This window comes from Planococcus salinarum, assembly GCF_007004625.1.
Taxonomy (GTDB): Bacteria; Bacillota; Bacilli; order Bacillales_A; family Planococcaceae; genus Planococcus; species Planococcus salinarum.
This window is the reverse complement of record NZ_VIFV01000002.1, coordinates 1-23,893: the sequence shown is the minus strand read 5'-3', so window position 1 is coordinate 23,893 and position 23,893 is coordinate 1. Positions and strand designations below refer to the sequence as shown.

The 23,893-nt window shown below is 48.3% G+C and carries 21 protein-coding genes, 1 pseudogene and 1 riboswitch; of the genes and pseudogenes, 17 read left to right on the top strand and 5 right to left on the bottom strand.

From position 1 onward, the window contains the following. Positions 1–36 precede the first annotated feature (36 nt). The 5 genes from DIJ65_RS02865 (at position 37) to DIJ65_RS02845 (ending at position 5,288) form a co-directional block, all read left to right on the top strand. Complete coding sequence (locus tag DIJ65_RS02865) at positions 37–1,164, top strand: MBL fold metallo-hydrolase (protein WP_117299383.1); 1,128 nt, start codon at positions 37–39, stop codon at positions 1,162–1,164. A 448-nt stretch (positions 1,165–1,612) separates the two neighbouring features. After that, entirely contained in the window at positions 1,613–1,840 is a 228-nt protein-coding gene (locus DIJ65_RS02860) for a sulfurtransferase TusA family protein (protein WP_071152256.1), read from the top strand. A 203-nt stretch (positions 1,841–2,043) separates the two neighbouring features. Then, a complete protein-coding gene (locus DIJ65_RS02855; protein ID WP_071152257.1) occupies positions 2,044–3,723 on the top strand; it encodes a SulP family inorganic anion transporter in 1,680 nt (559 codons plus the stop codon). Next, positions 3,720–4,283, top strand: a complete 564-nt coding sequence (locus DIJ65_RS02850; RefSeq protein ID WP_071152258.1) for a carbonic anhydrase — start codon at positions 3,720–3,722, stop codon at positions 4,281–4,283. The genes DIJ65_RS02855 and DIJ65_RS02850 overlap by 4 nt, the downstream gene beginning before the upstream one ends. A 228-nt stretch (positions 4,284–4,511) precedes the next feature. Further along, a complete protein-coding gene (locus DIJ65_RS02845) occupies positions 4,512–5,288 on the top strand; it encodes a sulfite exporter TauE/SafE family protein (RefSeq protein WP_117299385.1) in 777 nt (258 codons plus the stop codon). Positions 5,289–5,354: 66 nt separating this feature from the next. Here DIJ65_RS02845 and DIJ65_RS02840 read toward each other — a convergent pair whose 3' ends face one another. Next, positions 5,355–7,223 carry a heavy metal translocating P-type ATPase gene (locus DIJ65_RS02840; protein ID WP_117299387.1) on the bottom strand — a complete coding sequence of 623 codons (1,869 nt, stop codon included), beginning with the start codon at positions 7,221–7,223 and terminating at the stop codon, positions 5,355–5,357. Between the two features lie 252 nt (positions 7,224–7,475). Beyond that, positions 7,476–7,519: riboswitch (PreQ1 riboswitch) on the top strand. Between the two features lie 7 nt (positions 7,520–7,526). Here DIJ65_RS02840 and queC point away from each other — a divergent pair. Genes queC through queE form a run of 3 tightly spaced genes read left to right on the top strand, consistent with a single transcriptional unit; the run spans position 7,527 to position 9,318 of the window. Continuing rightward, positions 7,527–8,192 carry a 7-cyano-7-deazaguanine synthase QueC gene (queC, locus tag DIJ65_RS02835; RefSeq protein WP_117299389.1) on the top strand — a complete coding sequence of 222 codons (666 nt, stop codon included), beginning with the start codon at positions 7,527–7,529 and terminating at the stop codon, positions 8,190–8,192. Then, positions 8,189–8,614: a 6-carboxytetrahydropterin synthase QueD gene (queD, locus tag DIJ65_RS02830; protein WP_071152259.1), complete on the top strand. Its 426-nt coding sequence runs from the start codon at positions 8,189–8,191 to the stop codon at positions 8,612–8,614. The genes queC and queD overlap by 4 nt, the downstream gene beginning before the upstream one ends. Then, positions 8,611–9,318, top strand: coding sequence for a 7-carboxy-7-deazaguanine synthase QueE (gene queE / locus DIJ65_RS02825; RefSeq protein ID WP_071152260.1), 708 nt, complete (start codon positions 8,611–8,613; stop codon positions 9,316–9,318). The genes queD and queE overlap by 4 nt, the downstream gene beginning before the upstream one ends. A 64-nt stretch (positions 9,319–9,382) precedes the next feature. Here the strand turns inward: queE and DIJ65_RS16480 are convergent. From DIJ65_RS16480 to DIJ65_RS02810, 3 genes and pseudogenes are all read right to left on the bottom strand, one after another. Beyond that, a pseudogene (locus DIJ65_RS16480) lies at positions 9,383–9,472 on the bottom strand (YeeE/YedE family protein); the annotation flags it as partial. 83 nt (positions 9,473–9,555) lie between these two features. After that, a complete protein-coding gene (locus DIJ65_RS02815) occupies positions 9,556–10,425 on the bottom strand; it encodes a patatin-like phospholipase family protein (protein ID WP_071152262.1) in 870 nt (289 codons plus the stop codon). Between the two features lie 47 nt (positions 10,426–10,472). Next, complete coding sequence (locus DIJ65_RS02810; protein ID WP_071152261.1) at positions 10,473–12,356, bottom strand: LTA synthase family protein; 1,884 nt, start codon at positions 12,354–12,356, stop codon at positions 10,473–10,475. 257 nt (positions 12,357–12,613) lie between these two features. Between DIJ65_RS02810 and DIJ65_RS02805 the strand changes: the two genes are divergently transcribed. The 3 genes from DIJ65_RS02805 to DIJ65_RS02795 all read left to right on the top strand — a co-directional run bounded on the left by DIJ65_RS02805 (position 12,614) and on the right by DIJ65_RS02795 (position 15,862). After that, entirely contained in the window at positions 12,614–14,074 is a 1,461-nt protein-coding gene (locus DIJ65_RS02805) for a SulP family inorganic anion transporter (protein WP_117299391.1), read from the top strand. Between the two features lie 23 nt (positions 14,075–14,097). Further along, complete coding sequence (locus tag DIJ65_RS02800) at positions 14,098–14,517, top strand: universal stress protein (RefSeq protein WP_117299393.1); 420 nt, start codon at positions 14,098–14,100, stop codon at positions 14,515–14,517. Between the two features lie 88 nt (positions 14,518–14,605). Then, positions 14,606–15,862, top strand: coding sequence for an MFS transporter (locus tag DIJ65_RS02795; RefSeq protein ID WP_117299395.1), 1,257 nt, complete (start codon positions 14,606–14,608; stop codon positions 15,860–15,862). 58 nt (positions 15,863–15,920) lie between these two features. On the opposite strand, the gene DIJ65_RS02790 is transcribed toward DIJ65_RS02795, so the two are convergent. Further along, a complete protein-coding gene (locus DIJ65_RS02790) occupies positions 15,921–16,463 on the bottom strand; it encodes a recombinase family protein (protein ID WP_117299397.1) in 543 nt (180 codons plus the stop codon). Between the two features lie 179 nt (positions 16,464–16,642). Between DIJ65_RS02790 and DIJ65_RS02785 the strand changes: the two genes are divergently transcribed. From DIJ65_RS02785 to DIJ65_RS02760, 6 genes are all read left to right on the top strand, one after another. Then, entirely contained in the window at positions 16,643–18,103 is a 1,461-nt protein-coding gene (locus DIJ65_RS02785) for a SulP family inorganic anion transporter (protein WP_084226104.1), read from the top strand. A gap of 344 nt (positions 18,104–18,447) precedes the next feature. Continuing rightward, positions 18,448–19,113: a haloacid dehalogenase type II gene (locus tag DIJ65_RS02780; RefSeq protein ID WP_071152309.1), complete on the top strand. Its 666-nt coding sequence runs from the start codon at positions 18,448–18,450 to the stop codon at positions 19,111–19,113. 136 nt (positions 19,114–19,249) lie between these two features. Beyond that, positions 19,250–19,753 (top strand): peroxiredoxin family protein, encoded by a 504-nt coding sequence (locus DIJ65_RS02775; protein ID WP_071152308.1) that lies wholly within the window; start codon positions 19,250–19,252, stop codon positions 19,751–19,753. A 351-nt stretch (positions 19,754–20,104) separates the two neighbouring features. Beyond that, a complete protein-coding gene (locus DIJ65_RS02770; RefSeq protein WP_071152313.1) occupies positions 20,105–21,466 on the top strand; it encodes a copper amine oxidase in 1,362 nt (453 codons plus the stop codon). 452 nt (positions 21,467–21,918) lie between these two features. Continuing rightward, positions 21,919–22,740: an alpha/beta fold hydrolase gene (locus DIJ65_RS02765; protein WP_071152312.1), complete on the top strand. Its 822-nt coding sequence runs from the start codon at positions 21,919–21,921 to the stop codon at positions 22,738–22,740. Between the two features lie 119 nt (positions 22,741–22,859). Further along, positions 22,860–23,702: an STAS domain-containing protein gene (locus DIJ65_RS02760; protein WP_071152307.1), complete on the top strand. Its 843-nt coding sequence runs from the start codon at positions 22,860–22,862 to the stop codon at positions 23,700–23,702. Positions 23,703–23,893: the final 191 nt, after the last annotated feature.

The following is a 23,893-nucleotide window of genomic DNA, read 5'->3' as shown; positions in this document are numbered from 1 at the left end:
ACTTAACTAAAAATAAACTGGTGGAGGTATTTAAATATGACTGTAAAAGCTATGGCAGCCAAAGAAGTGGCAAGAAAAGTAATTGACAATGAGCCATTGTTCATCCTCGATGTCCGTAACGGTGATGCATTCGCCGATTGGAAAATTGAAGGTGGCAACATCCAGTATTTGAACACACCTTATTTCGACTTATTGGACGGTGTCGAAGAAGTGGCTTCAGAACTTCCGAAAGACAGAGACATTCTTGTCGTTTGTGCGAAAGAGGGATCTTCTGTCATGGTAGCGGAAATGCTGTCAGAAGAAGGCGTCGATTCAGCTTATCTTGAAGGCGGCATGAAAGCATGGAGTGAACACCTGGAGCCAGTGAAAGTCGGCGATTTGAAAAACGGCGGGGAATTGTACCAATTCGTCCGTATCGGCAAAGGCTGCCTGTCTTACATGGCAATCTCCGACGGTGAAGCCGCTGTTATCGATGCAACACGCATGACTGATGTCTTCTTGGATTTCGCGCAGGAAAAAGGTGCAACAATCAAGCACATCTTTGACACGCATCTTCATGCAGACCACATTTCCGGAGGACGCCACATCGCGGAAGCAACAGGCGCAACGTATTACTTGCCGCCGGCTGACGCGGAAGAAGTGGTCTTCGAATATACGGAACTGGTCAATGGTCTTGAAGTGTCGCTTGGCGACGCGAAAATTGAAATCGAAGCATTGTACTCACCAGGACACACGATCGGCTCAACATCATTCATCGTTGACGATCAATACTTGATGACAGGCGACATTCTATTCATCGATTCCATCGGACGCCCGGATCTTGCCGGCCTTGCGGAAGACTGGGTAGGCGATCTTCGTGAATCCCTTTACAGCCGCTATGCAGAACTCGCTGACGAGCTGATCGTCTTGCCGGCTCACTTCATGATTATGGATGAGTTGAACGCAGACGGAAGCGTCGCGAAAAAATTGGGTGACCTTTTCAAAGAAAATCACGGATTAAATATTGAAGATGAGCAGGAGTTCCGTGACATGGTGACGAAGAACTTACCACCACAGCCAAATGCTTATCAGGATATCCGCCAGGTCAACATGGGCAAAATCACACCTGACGACGAAGTTCAGCGTGAAATGGAAATCGGACCAAACCGCTGCGCGGTACGGTAATTTCTTAAAATAAAAAACTGGCTTAAAAGACGCTTCGGCGCTTAGGACAGGGCAAAGATTATGCTCCTGCGCACAGCTCGTCGCAAAGGTACGCCATCTTCGTTTGGCGACCTTAGCTCCCGCAATAAGCCGAGAAGACCACTCGTCTTATTGCTCCGTCGGCATTCGCCTGCTCCATAGGCGCGCCGGCGCTGAGAAAATTATTTAAAGATATGAAGCAAAACAGCGAAGACTCCTGGGGGACCAAGCGAAGTGGCGAGATCCACTCGGGCGAATAGCCCGAGTTAGCTCGACGCGAGCCAAGTGTGGCCGAATGTAATTCGGCCGGCGCTTTGCGACGAAGCTAGCGCAGCGATGCAGGAGCACGGGTTTCAGGAAAGCGAAGCTGTTTTGCGGAATATCGATTATTAGCTCTATCAATCTACACAAACCCAAAGGAGAGATTTTGATGAACGCAGATAAAATTCTAGACGCAAAAGGCTTGGCTTGTCCAATGCCGATCGTAAAAACACGCAAGGAAATGAAAGAATTGGAGTCTGGCCAGGTATTGCAGATTCTTGCTACTGACAAAGGGGCAAAAGCCGACTTGACTGCCTGGGCAAAATCCGGCGGCCATGAACTATTGGATTCTCAAGAAGAAGGCGACGTGCTGAAGTTCTGGATTCAAAAGGGCTGAAGAATGAAGGGCATCGTCTGATGTCCTTTTCTTTATACTTTTTTTACTATCGGAGCGGTTGAGAAAGCAAGATAATGGAATGGCGGGAGAAGAAACAGCAGCAGCGTTTTCCTCCTGCAAATAGGCGTTGGTGTTTTTGCGAATGTCTGTAACCGAATCATCTTGCATTCTATACCCCGCTTATTCAAAAGGAGGAAACAGTTTTGCTGAAAAAATGGATTCCGGCTCTGGAGTGGATGGGGAGCTATAAAAAATCAGACTTGAGCGGTGACTTGAATGCCGGTCTGATTGTAGCGATCATGCTCATTCCACAAGGGATGGCATACGCAATGCTCGCCGGCCTGCCGCCGGTGATCGGCCTTTATGCTTCGACCATCCCACTCATCATTTATGCCTTATTCGGTACATCGAGGCAGCTTGCAGTCGGCCCGGTTGCAATGGTGTCGTTGCTTGTACTTTCGGGGGTCTCGCTGCTGGCGGAACCTGGTACAGATGAATACATTTCACTCGTGTTATTGCTCATGCTCATGATCGGGGCCATTCAGTTTTTATTAGGGGCATTTAAATTGGGCTTTATCGTCAATTTCCTGTCCCATGCCGTCATTAGCGGATTCACTTCCGCTGCAGCGATCATCATCGGCTTAAGCCAGTTGAAGCAATTGATCGGCGTCAGCCTTGAAGCTGAAAAAAATGTCTTTTTAATCCTCTCGGAAACGGTTCAAAGAGCATCGGAAATCAATCCGGTGACGCTGACCATCGGACTTGGCAGCATTCTTCTGCTGATTTTGATGAAGAAATACGTTAAGAAAATTCCGGGACCGCTGGTTGTAGTCGTATTCAGCATATTGGCTGTCTATTTGCTGGATTTGCAGGCGCAGGGCGTGAAAATTGTCGGTGAAGTGCCTGCAGGCCTGCCGTCCTTGTCAATGCCGGTATTTCAACTGGATGCAATGCTCGCTTTGTTGCCGATTGCTTTGACAATTTCGTTTATCGGCTATATGGAATCGATTGCGATGGCTAAGGCGATTGCAGCGAAAGAAAAGTACAAAATCGATCCGAACCGGGAATTGGTCGGGCTTGGGCTCGCCAATGTCGGCGGTTCGTTTTTCGCCGGCTATCCGGTAACGGGAGGGTTCTCGCGTTCTGCCGTCAACTATCAGGCGGGAGCGAAAACACCGCTTGCAACGCTCATCACGGCGTTTCTCCTCATCTTGACCCTGCTGTTCTTTACAGGATTGTTCTACTATCTGCCGAACGCTGTTCTTGCAGCTATCATTATGGTGGCAGTTTACAGCCTCATTGATGTAAAAGAAGCGAAATACCTCTTTAAAGTCAATAAAGTGGATGGCTGGACATGGGTGCTGACGTTCCTTGCGACATTATTGATCGGAATCGAGCAGGGCATCATCATAGGGGCTATATTTTCTCTAGTGGTGTTCATTCGCCGCAGCGCTTATCCGCATGTAGCGGAACTGGGGTATTTGCCGGAACAGAAAGTTTACCGCAATACAAAACGCTATCCGGAAGCAAAAACTGATCCGGAAATCCTGATTTTCCGTGTCGATGCGTCCCTCTACTTTGCCAACATGACGTTTTTGGAAGATGAACTATGTTCAAGAGTTTCGGAAAAACCCGAGACAAAGTGGGTAGTCTTCGACTTTTCAAGCATCAATTCAATCGATGCCGTAGCTGTTCATGCACTGGAAGGGTTGATGGAACAATGCCATTCCGGAGAAGTGGAAATCGTCTTTGCCGGGATCAAGAATACGGTTCTGGATGTTCTGTACAAGGCGGATTGGGAAGCCAAGTATGGTGACCGGATCCATTACTTGAACGTGGAGGATGCCCTGAATTCCATCAAACAAAAGGAGGGGCAGGGATGAAGAACACTGAACTGAAAAAGCGGAACGAAGAATTTGTCCAAAAGATCAAAGCAGAGGATCCTTCGTATTTTGATGAACTGAAAAAAGGGCAGACGCCTGAATACTTTTTGCTGTCCTGCAGCGATTCCCGTGTCAGCCCGTCGGTCATTACGCAGATGCCGCTTGGCCACATGTTTGTCCACCGCAATATCGCGAACCAGGTAGTGGAAGAGGACGAAAGCTTTTCCGCCAGCCTGTTTTATGCGATCAAGCATTTAAACGTCAAAAAAATTGTCGTTAAAGGACATACCGGCTGTGGCGGCGTCAAAGCGGCCTGGGAAGGAAACGAAGATCCGGAGCTGCAGAAGTGGCTTGGCCATATCCGGCGAAGCTTGCCGGAAAAAACGAGGGAGACGGAACCGAGCCTCAACGAACTGGCCAGGATAAATGTTCTCAGCCAAGTAGAGAAATTGCTCAAACACCCGGTATACCAGCAACTTGGGGAAGGCGTTGAGGTATCGGGCTTCATTTTCCATATGGAAACCGGAGAATTGGAACAAATCTATCCCTTTGCAGACTAGTGATGCAAAAATCAGCCCTTTCTCTTTTCGAAGAGAAAGTGGCTGATTTTTTTTACCCAATGAGCCCTCCATATATTACGTTTGCAACAAAATTATTTCAGTATTGTAAAGTTCCACCTCATTTGAGCAGGATGGTTTCTAAATTTTACCCTGGGGGGGATAATGGGGTTAGTAATCAATAGAAATGGAATAGAAAAGTGAAATTGCTTGTCTGGAAAGGTGTTTTTTATGAGTTTTGATTTTATTATCGTAATATTCCTTATCGGTTTTCTCGGTTCCTTCGTCTCCGGAATGGTGGGCATCGGCGGCTCGATCATCAAGTACCCGATGCTTCTGTATATACCGGTCATGCTCGGTTTTACAGCGTTCAGTGCCCATGAAGTCTCCGGTATCAGTGCCATTCAGGTATTCTTCGCGACAATTGCGGGGGTATGGGCATACCGCGGCAGCGGCTATTTGAACAGAACATTAATCATTTATATGGGTGGGGCAATTTTGGTCGGCAGTTTTATCGGCGGCTTTGGTTCGACTCTTCTGACGGAAGCGGCCATCAACTTCGTCTATGCCATTTTGGCGACATTGGCGGTTATTATGATGCTCATGCCGAAAAATGGAGTCGACGATATCCCGCTCGATCAGGTGACTTTCAGTAAATGGTTTGCAGCCGGACTGGCGTTCATCGTCGGTATTGCAGCCGGCATTGTCGGAGCGGCGGGGGCCTTCATCCTCGTGCCGATTATGCTCGTGGTCATGAAAATCCCGACGCGGATGACCATTGCGACATCGCTCGCGATCACTTTCATTTCCTCCATCGGTTCGACCTTCGGCAAGATTGTGACAGATCAGATCCTTTACGGTCCCGCAGCAATCATGGTGGTGGCAAGTATCATTGCGGCACCGATTGGCGCGAAGCTTGGCCAGAAGATGAATACGACGTATCTTCAATGGATTTTGGGCCTGCTGATTCTCGGCACAGCCATCAAGATCTGGTCGGATATCCTGTGAAAATTACGCTTTATTGAACGCAAAAACGGTGCCGGCAGAAAATCTGCCGGCACCGTTTTTTTGTGTTCATATATTCCGGTTCAGCATGCGCAGGCCGTTCAAAATAACCAGGATTGTGCTGCCTTCATGTCCGATGACACCAAACGGGATTGTGATCGACTGCATGAAATTCAAGATCAGTAACATGATGATGACGGCAATCGAGAACACGATATTCTGTTTGATGATCCGCTGCATCCTCCGGGCGAGCCGGATCGAGTAGGCGATGCGGGACAGGTCATTCTTCATCAGGATGACATCCGCAGTCTCCAGTGCGACATCGGTGCCTTCTCCCATCGCAATGCCGGTCGTGGCAATCGCGAGAGCCGGAGCATCATTGATGCCGTCCCCGATCATCGCGACATACTGATGCCGGTCAAGCAATTTTCTCAGCTCTTCGACTTTATCTCCCGGCATACAACTGCCGATATAAGCGTCCAGCCCGCTTTCCTCCGCGATGGCTTTGGCGGTTTTCTTGTTGTCACCCGTCAGCATGATGCAGTAGATGCCCATTTTCTGCAGCTTTTTAATCGTCGCTTTCGCATCGTCGCGGACCGTATCCTTCAGGGAAATGGCGGCCGCGATGCCTTTGCTGTCCCTGACGAAGGTCACTGTTTTCCCTTCATCGGCCCAGCGGTTCAAAACACCGCCCTGAAATGCTTCAGCATCATTGATGTCGACAAAATCAGGTTTGCCGATGCGAATTTCTTCGCCTTCAAAGATGGATTTCAGTCCATTGCCGGGAACGTCGGTTATTTGGAGGTTCTTTAACGGTTCGATGCCCTTTTCCTGGATAAAATCCGTAATCGCCTTGGCAAGAGGGTGATTGGACTGCATTTCAATGCCTGCAATGATGGCCATCATCGAATCCGCGTCGAGGTCTTCCCGCAGCGAGAAATCGGTGACTTCCGGACGTCCGCGGGTGATGGTGCCGGTCTTGTCAAAGGCGATTGCCCGGATTGCACCCAGGTTCTCCAGATGGACGCCGCCCTTGAAGATGATTCCGCTTTTTGCCCCGTTCGAAATCGCTGCCAGTGTCGCCGGCATGATCGAAGCCACCAGAGCGCAGGGAGAAGCCACAACCAGAAAGAGGATGGCCCGGTAGAACGTGGTATCCCAGCTCCAGCCGAATAAGTAATGGGGGACAAACAGCAACAGTGCGAATACGATCAAGGCGACGTTTACATATTGGCCTTCAAAGCGTTCGACAAACTGCTGGGATGGCGGCTTTTCACTGTGTGCAGATTGCACGAGATCGATGATTTTCTGCACCAGTGTCTCGGAATTCGGTTTCGTCATTTCCATAGTGATGGCGCCGCTTAAATTGACCGTGGATGCGAATAATTCATCTGCAGCATTTTTTGAGACAGGGATCGATTCCCCGCTGATGGATGACTCGTCTACAACTGTGTGGCCCCGCAGCAGTTTGCCGTCCGCCGGAATGCGTTCACCCGGTTTGACCACCAGCGCATCGCCGACATGCAGAGCAGAAACGGAGACCCGCGAAGTATTGCCGTCTTTTAACAGCCATGCCTCTTCCGGCTGAATTTCCATCAACGCCGAAACTTCCTTGCGGCTTTTGTTCATCGTATAGGTTTCGAGTGCTCCGCTGAGCGAGAAGATGAAAATCAGAATGGCACCTTCTGTCCAGTAACCGATGATGGATGCGCCGACTGCGGCAAGCACCATCAACAACTCCACATTCGGTTTGCGGTGTTCAATCGTTTTCCGGATGCCGTATTTCGCTTTTGCATAGCCGCCGATCCCAAAGGCCGCCAGATAGGTGATGACTGACCACAATTCGATGGATTGGGTCTCGAGAATATAAGCAATGACGATTAAAATTCCGGATAGGATGGCGGCGATCAGTTCAATATGTGTTCTCCATTTCCCCATTTGCTCATCTCCCTTGTATTCCGCGGTTGAGGAGTGTGGCGCAGGAGGCAGGCTGTGCACCTGCCGTTGCCGCGCATTCAACTTCTTTCTTCTATTGTAATCCAATTTTCAGTAAATTAGGACATTTGTGGACCGCGCCGTCATTTTCGACGCACTTGAGGGAGGAGGTGACGAAGTTTCAGCCGGTTCTTTCGGAACACCCCCATTCTCCATGCACTTTGTATGAAATGTGGTATTATGAAAAATGTTCATATCATAGAGGTTCGCGAAATCCCTCTTAAAAAAACTAAGGAGCTGTTATAAATGAAGAACGAAAAGGCGGTCGTCGTTTTCAGCGGCGGCCAGGACAGTACAACCTGTCTTTTCTGGGCTTTAGCCGAATTCAAGGAAGTAACCACAATCACGTTCGATTACGGCCAGCGCCACGCGGCGGAAATCGAGCATGCACGCCGCATTGCAGAAGAGCTGGAAGTGCCGTTTCAGGTGCTGGATATGAAATTGATCAACCAACTGTCCGCCAATGCACTGACACGGGACGAAATCCCGGTGGATGCGAAGGAAGGGGAATTGCCTTCGACGTTCGTGCCGGGGCGCAATCATCTGTTTCTGTCGTTTGCCGCCGTATACGCACAGACCATCGGCGCGAAACATATCATCACCGGAGTGAGCGAAACGGATTTCAGCGGCTATCCGGATTGCCGGGATACATTCATCAAATCGCTGAATGTGACATTGAACCTGGCGATGGAAGCCCAGTTTGTCATTCACACGCCGCTGATGTGGCGCGACAAAAAACAGGTATGGGAACTTTCGGATACTTTGGGCGCACTTGATTTTGTGCAGGAAAAAACGCTCACTTGCTATAATGGCTTACCCAGCAGCGGCTGCGGCACTTGTCCGGCATGCGAGCTGCGGAGTGAAGGCCTGAAAGCATATCTGGCGACAAAGCCGGGCGGTGTGGCGAAATGATGCAGCAATTCTACCCAACCGTGCCGCATGCTTACCGATTTGAATTGAATAAAGACATGAATTTTTCCGCGGCCCATTTCATTCCGCATGAAGAAGCGGGGAAATGCCAGTCGGTGCATGGCCACACGTATTTTGTAAATGTTACGGTGGCAGGGAACCGGCTGGATGCTTCCGACTTTTTAATAGATTTCAAATTGCTGAAAGATGCCATCCATAAGAAGTACGACCATACGATTCTGAACGACCATCCGGAATTTGGTGGCAAGTTCCCGACTACGGAACGGCTGGCGGAAGAAATCTGGCAGTCGATTCAGGCGATTCTGGAAACGCGGGACAACAAACCGGTCTGTCTCCAGGTCATTGTGCGGGAAACACCGACAAGCTACGTCATATACCGGCCCCAACAGGAGGAAGTGCGATGAAGATTCCTGTAATGGAAGTATTCGGTCCGACGATTCAGGGGGAAGGGATGGTCATTGGCCAAAAAACGATGTTCGTCCGGACCGCGGGCTGTGATTATTCCTGCTCGTGGTGCGATTCCAGTTTTACCTGGGACGGTTCGGGAAAAAGTTTTTCCCGCCAGCCGGAGGAAATCATCGAAGAGTTGAAAGAAATTGGGGGACAGCGGTTTTCCCATGTGACGATTTCGGGTGGAAATCCGCTTCTTCACAAAGGCATTGGCGAATTCATCGGCTTATGTCACCAGGAAGGCTGGAAAGTGGCGGTGGAGACACAGGCGACGATATGGCAGGATTGGCTGCTAGAAGTGGATGACATCACCCTTTCGCCCAAGCCTCCGAGTTCCGGCATGGTAACGGATTTCGGTAAACTGGATGGATTTATGGGGAAACTGGAGAATGCAAATGCCAGTTTAAAGATCGTGATTTTCGATGAAACAGATTTTGACTATGCCGGACAGCTTCATCTCCGCTACCCCAAAACCCCATTTTTCCTGCAGGTGGGGAATGATGACATCACGACCATCGACGATGCCCGGCTTGCATCCCGTTTGATCGAGCGGTATGCGTGGCTGATTGACCTCAGTACGGAATCTTCCATCATGAATGATGTGAAAGTGCTGCCGCAGCTCCATGCGTTGGTGTGGGGGAATAAAAGAGGTGTTTAATAACAGGAAAAAGGCTTGAGCGATGGATTGCATCGCTCAAGCCTTTTTTTATCTGTTCATTACGTCAACATACGGAATCATTGGATTTTGGCACCAACAGCCCGAAGAGAGGCCGGAGGTAAAGAGCCAGGAAAGTTCCCGCCAGTGCCAGAAGCGGCGAAATTGCCTGTTCTCCCTTGCAATTGGGTCCCTGGTATCGTTGATTGGTTGTAAAGCAATCTTTATACGGTACCAAATTTACAGGGATTTAAGAGCGGGTGCCTGCAGCCAGTGTTCCATCGCTTCATAGGCATGCTGGGCGTCTGAATAACCCTGGTTGTGCATCAGCTCAAGCTTGTGCGGATCCCGTTCAGCGCGTCTGACAGTGATCAAATTGGAAGGCCGGATGACAAATACTTTGCCGTCCCGTTCCAGCCGTTCTATTTCTTCCATCGTTTCATTGTACACTTTCCAGCGCATTTCGAGGGCGTGGGTCAAGCCCATATAATCTTTGTAGAAATAACGCGTCGTTCTTGGAAAGCGGTACGGTTTTATCCGGTAGCCTTTGCCTTTTGTCAGGATGAGAACCGGTTTTTCGACACCGTCAGCCACCGCTTTCCTGATGGGAATAGGATCTGCGACTCCGCCGTCCATCAGCAGGTGGCCCGTATGGGAAACCGCCTTCGACATAAAGGGCAGGGAGCTGGACGCCCGAATGATTGACAGGATGTCATTCGGATAGTCATTTTTTTCGAAATAGACCGGACTTCCGGTCAGGCAGTCCGTCGTGCCGATGACAAAGCGTTCTTCCGCAGCATGGAATGCTTGGAAGTCGAAAGGCAGAAGCTCGTTCGGAATCTGATCGAAAATCAGATCCATGCCAAAGAGCTCCCTTTTTTGTATCAGGTTGCGCAGCGAGATGTAATCGGGATGGTTGAGATAGTCGATCATCACCGATCTGTTGCGTCCCGGCTGTCTGGAAAGGTACGAAGCTGCATTGCAGGCCCCCGCAGATACCCCGATGACATAAGGAAAATAACGGTCTTTTTCCATGAAATATTCCAGGACGCCGGCAGTATAAATTCCTTTCATACCGCCGCCTTCCAGGATCAACCCATTCTGATACATTTCAATCCCTCCAGTCTCCCGGTTTTCAGGTTTTCCTTTCCGCATTATTATTCGATGTCTATCAATTCCCCTGTTTCTTCATCGTAGAATCGCAATAAGTCTTTGATAATCATTTTATCAGAATATTCCAATTTTGCAACAGCCTCATCAATATAAGGTTCGCAGAAACTTTGGTCTATGAGGTCTCCTGTGCCATTTTCATAGCAGGAATTTCCCGCGTAAACATACTCTTTCGTGACAAAACGGCCATCGCGGAAAACCACGAATTCCTCTTTTTCCGGAGCAAACAAATCATTGCCGAATTGCACATCTGATTCTGTATCCACTCCGAGCAGATTCAAGAGTGTCGGCCGCATATCGATTTGGGCGCCGATTTTTTCATTGACGTGGCCTTCACCGGATCCTGGGATGTGGATGAAGAAAGGTACGCGCTGCAGCTGGGCGGATTCATACGGGGTTATTTCTTTCCCCAGGTATTGTGCCATCGCCGCATTGTGATTTTCAGAAATCCCGTAATGGTCCCCGTACAGCATGATGACAGAGTTTTCATACAAACCTTGTGCTTTCAGTTCGTCGAATAATTCCTTAACAGCTTCATCCAAATAACGGGTGGTCTGGAAAAAGCGGTTGAGTGTACCGGAGTTGGAATCAAATTCATCAATCATTTTGTCTTCCTCATCCAATGTGAAAGGGTAATGATTGGTCAACGTAATCAGGCGGCTGTAAAAAGGCTGCGGCATTTCCTTCATATGCGCAACGGATTGTTCAAAGAAAGGAATGTCTTTCATGCCCCAGTTGACGGCCTGCCCTTCTCCGATTTCATAGCTTTGAATGTCGAGAAATTCGTCGATGTTCATGGAATCGTACATCATATCGCGATTCCAGAAACTTTTTGTGTTGGCGTGCTGGACATTTGTTGAATATCCCTGGTTGCCGAGCTTTTCAGCCATCGAATTATAGGTGTTGCCAGCGTGCGTGAAAAATACAGCACTGCCGCCTAAAGGATAAAGGGAGTTTTCCAGCAGGAATTCTGAATCCGAAGTTTTTCCGAGACCGGTCTGGTGGTAGAAGTTCGGGAAATAAATCGTGTCTTCATCTTCCGTCAGCCCGTTCAGGAAAGGGGTGACGGTCTCGCCGTTCATCTCCGCATTGATCGTGAAGGTCTGCATCGATTCCAGCGTAACGATGATCAGATTTTTGCCTTCAGCAATGCCGGTCATATCCGGTGATGGATCAACGTGGTGAGTCCGCACATAGTTGTTTACTTCCACGAGCTCCGAGCTGTCGGCCAATGCGCGCTGCGCCTGTGATTTGGACTGGATGTAGACATCGTAAAGATGGTAATTGTACATGCCGATATTTTTCACCAGCATCTCACGGTCGAAGCTTCGTGTCAGAAGCTGTGGACGTTCCGCTTCCGCCAATCCAAGGTTAAGGAACAGCACTGCTCCCGATAAGATGAAGTAAGCTCTTCGGCCACTTACGGATGCCACTTCTTCTTTTGCCACCGGAATGAATTTGATGGCGATCAGCACAAGGATGACATCTGAAAAGTAAAAGATGTCCGTGAGGAAAATGCTGGCGGCGGCACTGGAACCGAGATCTCCGAAATTATCGGTCTGGAAAAGGACCGGCAATGTGATGAAATCCGAAAAGAACCGGTAAAACGCAATATTCGCGTAAAGGATAATGGACGTCACTAATGTCATTGCCACAAGATAACGATTCCTGTTGGCCGGCTTTTTCATGAAGAGGGCTGCGCCGTACAGAAATAATAATAGGCTCAAGGGACTGAGAAACAGGATGAATTCCTGCATAAAGTTATCGATTGTGATGGAAAATCCCGTCTTATAGACAATGTAGGTTTTTAACCAGGTGGCCAGTACAGCTATTGCCAAAATGCTATGGGTCGGCCATTTCTTGCTGTTCATGTAAAAACTCCTTTTTTGGATGGTGCATTATGGATGGGGAATGAGATAGACGTCTTGGTCGTTTAAAACAGTTCTTTATACAATGTAATATATCTCAATTTCAGCACCTTTGATAGTATTTCTATTCTATCACAAATCAAATATTTTTCCCATAATGGTTACGTTTCGGGAAAAACGGTGCTACACTGTTCACATTGCAATATCAGCTGGCTCCATTAAACGATGCCATACGAAATAAAACATAGAAGGAGAAAGACATGTTAGTAAAACTTAAGAAAGAATGGTTTTTTAATATTAAAGGAGATGCGCTTGCCGGTTTGGTCGTGGCTCTTGCTTTGATACCGGAAGCCATTGCCTTTTCCATTATTGCAGGCGTTGACCCGATGGTCGGCCTGTATGCTTCGTTTCTCATTGCCGTCATTATTGCGTTTGTGGGAGGGCGCCCAGGGATGATTTCCGGCGCGACTGGTGCCATGGCGTTATTGATGGTGCCGCTGGTGCAGGACCACGGTGTGGAATACTTGCTGGCTGCCACCATACTGACCGGGGTTATCCAAGTTTTGTTCGGCGTCTTCAAAGTGGCGAAGGTCATGAAATTTATACCGCGTGCAGTTATGATCGGCTTTGTTAACGCTTTGGCCATTCTGATTTTTATGGCACAGGTGCCGCATTTCCTCGGTATCAATAATATAACCTATATCTTCGTGGCGATTACGCTAATCATTGTTTACCTCGTTCCAAGATTCTTTAAATCAATACCGGCTCCACTGATTGCTCTGGTGTTTCTGACAGGAGCCGCGATTTTTGGCGGGTTTGAACTCCGGACAGTCGGAGATTTGGGAACCATCACCCAATCATTGCCGTCTTTCCTGATTCCGAATGTACCGTTTACAATTGAAACATTTATGATCGTCCTGCCGTTTTCATTGGCACTCGCCATCGTCGGTTTGTTGGAGTCTTTGCTGACGGCCAATATCGTCGATGATATGACAGGAACTGGAAGTGATAAAAACAAGGAATCGCGTGGCCAGGGGATTGCCAATTTCGTCACCGGTTTCTTCGGCGGAATGGCGGGCTGCGCCATGATCGGACAGGCCATCATCAACGTTAAATCCGGCGGCCGAGGCCGTTTGTCTTCTTTACTCGCCGGTGTCTACTTGATGTTCCTGATCATCGTGCTCGGTGAATGGGTCGTTCAGATCCCGATGCCGGTTCTGGTCGGCATCATGATTATGGTAGCCATCGGAACATTCGACTGGTCATCATTCAATTACTTGAAAAAAGCACCGCTCAGCGACTCCGTCGTTATGGTTGCAGTGGTTGCGATTGTCGTTTATACGCACGATTTATCACAGGGCGTCATTGCAGGAGTAGTCTTGAGTGCCATTTTCTTTGTCGCCAAAATTTCGAAAATCAAAGTGGAGAAAAAACTGCTCGAATCCACCCAATATCTGGTGCAGGGACAATTATTCTTTGCTTCTGTCGATGATTTTCTGGACAAATTCGATTTTGAAGTGGAAGATAAAGATATCGTAATCGATTTCACTGACGCCCATATCTGGGATGATTCCGGTGTCGGGGCTGTAGACAGGGTTGTCCTGAAGTTCAGGGAAAACCGCAATAAAGTCGAAGTAGTCGGCCTGGATACCGGCAGTGAAAAGCTGGTCAACCAGCTGGCGATTTTCAACAGTGATAATGCGAAATTGCCGACTCATTAAAAGAGAAAAGGGAGTGTCGACAGATGTATAACAAAATATTATTGGCTGTGGATGGTTCAGATCATTCCGTCCGCGCAGCAAAAGAAGCAGTGAAAGTTGCAGAGGCTAACCGCGAGGCACAAATTACCATCGTTTATGTTGCCGATCACGCCAATGCGAAGAACGATGTATTGCACAGCGGCAGTTCTGCAGAATTGGATTTGCAGCGCCGAAAGAAAGTTCAGCCGGTTGAAGAGGCAATAGCCAATGCCAATATCAAATACCGCGTTGAAATTCTGCACGGAACTCCGGGTCCGGCGATTGTGGAATATGCCAATGAGGAACATTTCGATATTCTTGTCATCGGCAGCCGCGGATTGAACAGCTTGCAGGAAATGGTACTTGGCAGCGTCAGCCATAAAGTGGTAAAACGTGCCAACTGTCCAGTGCTTATTGTAAAATAAAACAACATGCGAATAAAACAAGGGGGTTCCGCATGGGACCCTCTTGTTATTTCGTTGATGTGAAAAACATCAGAAAGGAGAGCTCAGATTGAACAGCACACCACCTTTACATACAAAATATTATTATGGTTGGGTAATCGTGGCGATTGCAGCGCTTTCCTATTTCTTTTCTGGACCGGGCCAGACTTTTTCCAACGCAATTTTTATTGATTATTACATAGAAGAATTTGGCTGGAGCCGTTCAATGGTGTCGGGTATTTACTCAGCGGCCACTTTGCTCGCCGGCTTTCTCCTTTTTGTCGTTGGCAGGCTGATCGACAGCCAGGGAGCAAGAAAGATGTCTGTGATCATATCTGTCTTATTGGCGATTGCCTGTATTTTTAATGGACTCGTCATCAACATATTCATGCTCTTCATCGGTTTCTTTTTTATCCGTTTGCTGGGCCAGGGGTCAATGTCTCTTGTTGCCAAGTCTCTTGTTCCGCAATGGTTCATCAAAAAAAGGGGGCGGGCCCTGAGTCTTGCGGCACTGGGGGCAATGGTCGGATCCGCGGTATTCCCATTATTGAATGTCTGGCTGATTGAGATGGTCGGCTGGCGCATGGCCTGGACAATACTCGGTTTGTCAGTGCTGGTGATTTTTACGCCATTGGCAATTTTGCTGATCCGCAATAAACCGGAAGATATCGGTCTCAGGCCTGACGGAGAAAACTTGCTGACAGAAGAAGAACATCAAAAATCTCTGTCTGCGGACATCAGTTGGACAGTGAAAGAAGCCCGAAAAACAAGGAGTTTCTGGCTATTGTTATTTTGTGTCGCGATACCGGCATTGGTCAACACCGGCATGACATTCCACCTTGTCTCCATCTTTTCGGAAAAAACGCTGGCACCTGAAACAGCCGCACTTGTCCTGAGCCTGATGGCAGTCATCGGATTTCCCGTGACATTCCTGGCAGGCTACTTGTTGGATAAAATTGCGGTCCGATGGATGCTGGTTCTGCTGTTTATCGGTGAAATTGGATTTATCCTGCTGTTGTTGCAGGCGGACGTAATTTCCATGGCGATCCTCTTTGGCGTGGTATGGGGAATTATCTCCGGTATCGAGCGGGTGACGCTGAGTATCGTTTGGCCCAACTATTACGGCAGACAATACATCGGCAGCATCAATGGGATCGCGATGGCGGTCATGGTCATCGGTTCAGCACTTGGCCCGCTGCCGTTCGGTTTGTTCTTTGACGGATTTGGCGGCTATGATGAAGTGTTATGGCTGTTGATGCTGCTGCCGGCTCTTGGCGTGGTCGCCGCTGCAATGGCCGTTCCGCCGGTGAAAGAGCTCAGTGAATAAACTGGCAAAGAAAAAAGAGCGCCTCGGCGCTCTTTTTGTTTGGTCCAATAATTGGATATTAATTCTCCAGATAGCGGTACAGCGTTGATTTGCTGATGCCGGTTTCTTCTTTGATCTCTGCCAGGTTGTACTTTTTGCTTTCGTACATCTCGATGGCTTTTTTCACATTGGCATCCGGTTTTCTCGGCCGTCCGGCATGCATGCCTTTTTCTTTCGCCATCGTGAGCCCGGCCTTTGTTTTTGCACTGATCGAATCACTCTGGAAATCAGCGAGGCATTGAACGATTTTTTGAAAAGCGAACAATTTGTCGGGTGCCGTATCGATCTGTTCACTGGCAGAGTAAAGTGTGATGCCTTTCTGATTCAGTACTTTGAGCAGCTCGACCAGGTGGCGGGTGGTATCTGCCAGCACATGGAGGTTCTGGATGATGATGCGATCTCCATTCTCCAGCTGCTCCAACAGTAGTTTCAGTTCGTCTCTTTTTTTCGGGGAAGAATGAGTTTCGATGAAAATTTCTTCACAGCCCAATTCTTCAAGTACCGCTTGCTGTTTCTCGCAAGTTAAATCCCCATCTATGGGCCTCGCATAGCCAATGTTCACATTAAAAACCCCTCACCTTACAAGTTCCTTCTATTATATCATATTTATTTTTTCTGAAAGGACCAAAAAGGTTCCGTTTATGGAGTTTCGGTGATACACTATTCACATTGTGAAAAAATCATGGCTTTCAGGCCAGCCGAAAGGCGTTTAAAAATAAACAATAAGAGGAGAAAGATATTGTGGTTGAAACTATTAAAAAAGAGTGGTTCGGAAATGTACGCGGGGATGTCCTTGCGGGGATTGTGGTTGCCCTTGCCCTGATACCGGAGGCCATTGCCTTCTCAATTATTGCGGGTGTCGATCCGATGGTCGGCTTGTATGCTTCATTCAGCATTGCCGTCATTATCGCATTTGTCGGCGGGCGTCCCGGAATGATTTCCGCTGCTACCGGCGCGATGGCGCTGTTGATGGTGCCGCTGGTGCGCGATCATGGTGTGGAATATTTGCTCGCTGCAACTGTTCTGACAGGAGTCATCCAGATTCTGTTCGGTGTGTTTAAAGTGGCGAAAGTCATGAAGTTCATCCCGCGTGCGGTAATGATCGGTTTCGTGAATGCCCTAGCAATCCTGATTTTCATGGCGCAGGTGCCGCATTTTCTGGGCATCAATAACATAACGTATGTGTTTGTGGCCATTACCTTGGCAATCGTCTATATTGTCCCGAGATTCTTCAAGGCAATACCGGCGCCATTAATTGCATTGGTTGTCCTGACAGCTGTTGCCATCTATTCCGGGTTTGAATTGCGGACAGTAGGAGACCTTGGAACAATCAGCCAGACGCTGCCGTCCTTCCTGTTGCCGGATGTGCCGTTCAATCTGGAAACCTTTATGATCATCCTGCCATTTTCATTGGCACTTGCGATTGTCGGACTTTTGGAATCCATGCTGACAGCCAATATCGTCGATGATATGACAGGAACGTCGAGTGATAAAAACAAAGAATCACGCGGGCAGGGAATTGCCAACTTCATCACTGGATTTTTCGGCGGAATGGCGGGCTGTGCCATGATTGGACAGTCCATCATCAATGTGAAGTCCGGGGGTAGAGGACGGCTGTCAGCTCTTGTTGCAGGTGCTTTCCTGATGTTCCTGATCATTGTTTTGGGCAACGTCGTAATCCAGATTCCGATGCCGGTTTTGGTCGGCATCATGATTATGGTATCCATCGGTACGTTTGACTGGTCGTCGTTCAATTACTTGAAAAAGGCACCAAAATCGGACTCGATCGTTATGGTCGCGACGGTCGCCATCGTTGTGTACACGCATGACCTTTCCATCGGAGTCCTTGCCGGAGTCTTGTTGAGTGCGATTTTCTTCGTATCCAAGATTTCGAAGATCAAAGTGCAGAAGCGATTGCTTGATGCCACACATTATAATGTGGAAGGCCAGCTGTTCTTCGCATCGGTTGAGGATTTCCTGGAGAAATTCGATTACGATATTGAAGATGAAAAAGTGGTCATCGATTTCACGGATGCTCATATCTGGGATGATTCCGGTGTTGGAGCGGTGGACCGGGTCGTTCTGAAGTTCAGGGAGAAAGCCAATGAAGTCGAAATCGTCGGCCTCGATGCAGGCAGCCAGAAGCTGATTAACCAGCTGGCAATCTTCAAGAGCGATAACGCGAAACTGCCGACGCATTAATTGGCTGTGAAATGATTTTGTGAAATATTCCAGTACTACGGGACAGCCCTTCTTTCGAGAAGGGCTGTCTTTTTCTGCTGGGAGACAATTAAACGGCCGAATGTCTTCCAAGAGGAATTGCCGGACTTTGACTATGTAAGCCAGCTTACAGTTTGTTGGCGGGGGAACATGGATAATGACTGTGGCAGCTGCCTGAAGACTGCCTCCTGAAAAAAAGCGAGGGCAAGTCCGAGTGCGGCAACTGATTTAGGGTATAGCAGAAAAGGAACCGCTCGAGTCCTGGTTCCAGCGGGATGCTCCGCAGCAAGCCGGGTGCAGTTTCGATCATTGAAGGAGGGGGCAGGATGAGTTCTACTGTCAAAGCGTATATTTTCGATGTTTATGGAACCTTGTTTGATGTTATTGGGATAAAGGAAGAGTGTGAAACCTTGTTTCCTGGTCACGGCGAAGAAATCAGCCAGCGATGGAGAACCAAGCAGGTGGAGTATTTTTTGCTGCGGCAGATGATGGGGAATTATGCCACTCTCCATACCATCACCCGGCAGGCTTTAAGATATGCTCTGAATGAACTGGGAAAAGAGTCTGACGAAAAGGCAGAGCGGCAACTGCTGGAAGCCTACCGCCGTCTGCCCCTGTACCCTGAAGCAGAAGGAGTTCTGAAGCAATTGGAAGGCAAGGACCTGATCGTTTTTTCCAACGGTTCGCACGACATGCTCGATCCGCTGATTGAACATGCCGGATTGGCAAATGTTTTTGCCCGTATAATCAGTATGGACGAAATCAAACAATTCAAACCGGCGCCATCTTCTTACCAATACGCTTTGGAAGTTTTGGGGGTGGAGAAGCAGGAAGTGCTGTTCATGTCTTCAAATGGCTGGGATATTTCCGGAGCTAAAAATTTCGGTTTTCGCACGGCGTGGATCAATCGGAAGAATTTGCCCGTGGAGGAACTCGGCTTGCCGCCGGATTACATTTTTTCAGATTTAATAGGACTGCTGGAATTGGACTGAAGGAGTGAAGCATGCCCCCTCTGTCCAGTTGCCCACATCCCTTCTTTCTTCACTTTGCGCCTGGAAAGGGAAGCGGGCAACCTGCAACCGCAGAAGGAGTGGGAAAAAAGAAAAATGAACGAAGGAGGAATAATTTATGAAACATCTGCAATTGGGACAACCCGCACCGTTATTTGAACTGCCGCTTGCTGAAGGAGGTACTTATTCACTCGAAAAAGATTTAACAGAACGCCCGGGCTGGAGGTATATCGTTTTTTTCAGAGGCGCATGGTGTGGCGTCTGTAATCAGGACTTGAAAGAACTTGAAGCGAACACTTCCTATTTCGAAGAACGAGGTGTCTATTTCACGGCTCTTTCAATGGATAACAAGGAAGATTCAGCAGCGATGAAACAAGAACACAGCCTGAGCTTCCCGGTTTTGGCCGATGCCTCACGCGACCTGCTTGAGCAGTATGGCGTGCATTATCATCGCGAAGATGCGCCGTATGAGGATCACGGTGCACATGGGGAAACTGCCCATTATTTGCTGGATGAAAAAGGCAATGTTCTGTATCAGCAGCAGCAGACCAGCCCTTACGGACGTCCGAGCGCTGTGGAATTGCGGAAAATCGTCCAGTACATTAAAAAGAAATTAAAATGAAGGGTTTTTGAACCTTCCGGATTTTTCGGTTTGGTCCATCTGCAATTCAGGCTGAAACTCAACAATAGAAGAAAAGCACAAGTGGGCAGCCTTTAGACAACTGCGCACTTGGTTAAAGGGCGGTCCACTTTCTGGACCGCTCTTTTTATATGGAAGAAAAGAAAGGGGCGAAAAAGTCATAAACGACTCTTTTGCTTGCCACCACAGGCTTTTGCCGCTCGCAACTCCGTTCATCCACTCACCGATATTCCGTTTCCCAAATTTTATTTGAAAAAATGTGATCTAAAAAAGATCCGCCTGCGTTATACAGGCAGAACGAAAAAAAAAAACAGGAAAAAGGAGAGATTCAGTATGAAAATGAACAAACTTTTAGTAGCACTTCCACTTAGCTTGGCAATGTTGGTACCAACGGCGGCATTGGCGGACAGCCACGGATCTTCCCATTCAGAATCAGCCCAAACAGCAGAAATGGGTACAGCTACACCAGCTGCTGAACTGCGAATCGCACTTGACACAGTATTAACCGAGCATGCTTTCCTCGCAATCGAAACAATGAGAAAAGGCGCTGACGGAGCAGAAGATTTTGATCAGGCTTCTGCAGCATTGCTTGCAAACTCGGATGACCTGACAGCAGCAGTATCTTCTGTTTACGGTGAAGAAGGCGGAGCGGCATTCCAGGAAATCTGGAACTCGCACATCGGCTATTTCGTTGATTACGTCGTTGCAACAGGCGAAGGCGACCAAGCGGCAAAAGATGCAGCTTTGGCTGAACTTGAAGAGTATAAAGTTGAACAAGCAGAATTCTTTGATACTGCAACTGAAGGAAATCTTCCTGCAGCAGCGGTAAAAGAAGGACTTGATGTTCACGTAAACCAATTGATCACTATTTTTGACCAATATGTAGCGGGTGACTTTGAACCGGCATATGCAGGCGAACGTGAAGCAATCCAACACATGAGCATGTTTGCTGAAAGCTTGTCAATCGCAATCACTACTCAATTCCCGGACAAGTTTGAAGGAACAAACCCTGATACACCAGCAATCGATTTGCGCGCACAATTGAACTACACATTCACTGAGCACGCTGGCTTAGCTGTAATGGCTATGCAGGACGGCGCTGATGGAGCGGAAAGCTTCGACCAGGCAGCTGGCGCATTGCTTGCCAACGCAGACGACCTTTCTGCAGCAGTGGGATCAGTCTACGGTGAAGAAGCAGGCGCACAGTTCGCAGAAATCTGGGGTTCCCACATCGGCTACTTCGTTGATTATGTAAAAGCGACTGACGCCGGTGATGAAGAAGCAAAGGCTCAAGCGAAAGAAGACCTTGACGGGTACATCGTCGAACAGGCGGCTTTGCTTGACGCAGCTACAGAAGGACGCGTTCCGGCTGATGCTTTGGAAGAAGGTTTAACAACTCACGTAAGCCAATTGCTTGGATCGTTCGATGCTTATGCAGCTGGTGATTACGAAACAGCATATTCTGAAATGCGTGCAGCTTACGCACACATGACTATGCCGGCAGCTGGATTGTCAGCGGCTATCACGGATCAATTCCCTGAACAGTTCGGTGGTAAAGAAATGCCGGACAAAATGCCTGCCACTGGTCTTGGCGGAGCTGAAGGTGCCGGAACAATTCCGTACCTATGGATCTTCGCAGGACTGATGCTTGCGGCATTGACTACAACAATGGCATTGAGAGCACGTAAGCAATAAAAGATAAATTGAGCCGGCCGCTTCTTGGCCGGCTTTTTTGTATGTCGTAATTTAAATTTCATTGAGTGCCTGGCGCCAATTGTGCCGGACATTCTTCAATCAAGCCGGGGGGATCTTTTGCTGCTGAGAATCATAAGTTCTTTTTGTTGTTTCCGTTGCTATTCAGAAGAATTGTACGTGTGGACAACACCTTGTTTCTGGTATGATAGAGCTATTGAAAAACTTCAGTGGGCTATCCTTCCGTGGACCTCCTGATTGCAGAGCCTGTCTTGGTGGCAGGATTTTCTTGTGTGCTGTAATTGTGGTTTATTATTGCGGATTTGTTGGTATAACTTTGGTGAAATATTGATATTAGAAAGTAGTTTCCTTAGGGTATCCGGACTGGCTTTGGTAAGATGAATTATCTTGTCAAACTGGAAAACGGGATTACAATGCAAGGAGTGACGAAGCGGATGACGGCAACAAAGAATTTGGCTGCACAAGTGATCAAAAGAAATAACGTCAATATTGCCGGGCAAGGCCAGAAAGTGCTGGTGTTCGCCCACGGTTTTGGCTGCGATCAATATGTATGGGATCAGATAGCGCCTGCTTTTGAAGAAAAATACCGGGTGGTGCTGTTCGATTATGTCGGCTCCGGGAAAAGCGATAAAACCGCTTATAATAGGGAACGCTACCGGACATTGCATGGCTACAAGAAGGACCTTCTGGAATTATGCGATGCGCTGTCGCTGGAAAATATTGTGTTCATCGGACATTCGGTCAGCAGCATGATCGGTGCTTTGGCGGCGGTTGAACGCCCCGAATTGATGAAAAATCTGATCATGATCGGTCCATCACCTTATTTTTTGAGTGAGCCGGGGTATCAGGGCGGATTTGAAAAGGAAGACCTCGAAGGGATGCTCCGGATGATTGAAGGCGATTACAACGAATTTGCGCGTTTTCTGTCTCCGCTTGTTATGCAGAATGCCAGCCGTCCTCATCTGGCGGCTGAATTTGAGCAATTGTTATGCTCCAATGATGCTGAAGTCCTCCGGGATTTTGCGGAAGCGACATTCCTTTCTGATGTCCGCGCCGAGCTGGAGAAAGTGGCAGTGCCGACGCTGATTCTGCAAAGCCAAAATGATGCAGTGGCATCGGAAGCTGTCGGGGAATATGTGCACAGCCGCATTAAAAATAGCGAATACAGGCTGTTGGATGCCGAAGGCCATAGCCCGCATGTCAGCGATGCCGATGAAATCATCAAAAAAATCTGGGCGTACCTGTCAGTTTCCTGAATTTTCCCGAATCCACAAAACACTTTTCCGATTTTGCAAAAAAAGCTGTACACGGACGCGTTCTCTACAGGTATAATAAATTCAACTAATACACTAACTGCAAGCTCATGGAGGTACTGATGAATAGAGACTATGAAGTTTTGGGGCAGCGCGTAATTGAAGATAAATACCTGATAGCTGAACTGATCAACGAAGAGGTTATGGCAAACAAAGGTGAAACAGCAATTGACCGGGATGAAGCATTCCAGAAACAGGTTACCAAGGCAAGAGCCGGTTTCATCGAGCTTCTGGGTGAATCATTGCAGAATTCCTGTGATGAAAAGAAAGTATACGAGGCGATCGAGTCCTGGGGACTTGCCACCGGCCGCTATTTCCTTGAAGCGAATATGATGCTGGATTCCGCACTGGCTGAGTCTTCCATCTACCGCAAACACCTGGCGAAATTGATCAAGACAGAAGGCAAGCTGCAAGGCATCGACATGGAAGTACTTTTTGAAGCAACGGAATTTTTCCATACTTTAATGGACCATGCCATGTATTCCTACAGCAGCGCCTATATTGTCGCTTATCAGCAGAAAATCGATACCGCGCGCCGGGAATTCTTTGAGCTTTCAGCACCGGTTGTCCCCATTGCCAATAATGTGGCCATTCTGCCGCTTGTCGGAGATCTGGAAATTGACCGTGCCCAGTATATTCTGGAAAAAACACTGACGGCGGTTAATAACCTGCGCATTTCCACATTGGTCATCGATCTGTCCGGTGTGGTGAAAGTCGATTCGATGGTCGCTGAACAAATCCTGAAAATCGTCCAGGCACTGAGTATGGTGGGCGTCAAAGCAATTCTGACGGGCATCCGTTCTGAGATTGCCATCACGTTATCCCAGCTCGGTGTCGATACCCGTTCACTGGTGATAGGCGGCAGTTTGAAACAGACGCTGGAGAAGCTTGATTTTTCGAAGTGATTTCCGGATTAAAATTTGTATGAATACGAAAAAACGCTGAAGCATTGCGCTTCAGCGTTTTTTCGGTGTGCCCGGCATGGGCGTAATCTATAGGGTGCGAGTCCCGAACTGTGAAGGCAGAAGTAACAGTTAGCCAAGCGCAAGGGTGTCTACGGCGACGTGGAATCTGAAGGAAGCGGGCGGCAAACCTC

What these genes read in the sequence shown, in the direction of transcription:
- DIJ65_RS02770 (WP_071152313.1), top strand. Translation starts at nt 20,105, where the DNA reads ATGAAAATGAACAAACTTTTAGTAGCACTTCCACTTAGCTTGGCAATG.
- DIJ65_RS02815 (WP_071152262.1), bottom strand. Translation starts at nt 10,425, where the DNA reads ATGTATCAGAATGGGTTGATCCTGGAAGGCGGCGGTATGAAAGGAATT.
- DIJ65_RS02850 (WP_071152258.1), top strand. Translation starts at nt 3,720, where the DNA reads ATGAAGAACACTGAACTGAAAAAGCGGAACGAAGAATTTGTCCAAAAG.
- queC (WP_117299389.1), top strand. Translation starts at nt 7,527, where the DNA reads ATGAAGAACGAAAAGGCGGTCGTCGTTTTCAGCGGCGGCCAGGACAGT.
- DIJ65_RS02845 (WP_117299385.1), top strand. Translation starts at nt 4,512, where the DNA reads ATGAGTTTTGATTTTATTATCGTAATATTCCTTATCGGTTTTCTCGGT.
- queE (WP_071152260.1), top strand. Translation starts at nt 8,611, where the DNA reads ATGAAGATTCCTGTAATGGAAGTATTCGGTCCGACGATTCAGGGGGAA.
- DIJ65_RS02840 (WP_117299387.1), bottom strand. Translation starts at nt 7,223, where the DNA reads ATGGGGAAATGGAGAACACATATTGAACTGATCGCCGCCATCCTATCC.
- DIJ65_RS02805 (WP_117299391.1), top strand. Translation starts at nt 12,614, where the DNA reads ATGTTAGTAAAACTTAAGAAAGAATGGTTTTTTAATATTAAAGGAGAT.
- DIJ65_RS02810 (WP_071152261.1), bottom strand. Translation starts at nt 12,356, where the DNA reads ATGAACAGCAAGAAATGGCCGACCCATAGCATTTTGGCAATAGCTGTA.
- DIJ65_RS02775 (WP_071152308.1), top strand. Translation starts at nt 19,250, where the DNA reads ATGAAACATCTGCAATTGGGACAACCCGCACCGTTATTTGAACTGCCG.
- queD (WP_071152259.1), top strand. Translation starts at nt 8,189, where the DNA reads ATGATGCAGCAATTCTACCCAACCGTGCCGCATGCTTACCGATTTGAA.
- DIJ65_RS02760 (WP_071152307.1), top strand. Translation starts at nt 22,860, where the DNA reads ATGAATAGAGACTATGAAGTTTTGGGGCAGCGCGTAATTGAAGATAAA.
- DIJ65_RS02800 (WP_117299393.1), top strand. Translation starts at nt 14,098, where the DNA reads ATGTATAACAAAATATTATTGGCTGTGGATGGTTCAGATCATTCCGTC.
- DIJ65_RS02765 (WP_071152312.1), top strand. Translation starts at nt 21,919, where the DNA reads ATGACGGCAACAAAGAATTTGGCTGCACAAGTGATCAAAAGAAATAAC.
- DIJ65_RS02860 (WP_071152256.1), top strand. Translation starts at nt 1,613, where the DNA reads ATGAACGCAGATAAAATTCTAGACGCAAAAGGCTTGGCTTGTCCAATG.
- DIJ65_RS02780 (WP_071152309.1), top strand. Translation starts at nt 18,448, where the DNA reads ATGAGTTCTACTGTCAAAGCGTATATTTTCGATGTTTATGGAACCTTG.
- DIJ65_RS02865 (WP_117299383.1), top strand. Translation starts at nt 37, where the DNA reads ATGACTGTAAAAGCTATGGCAGCCAAAGAAGTGGCAAGAAAAGTAATT.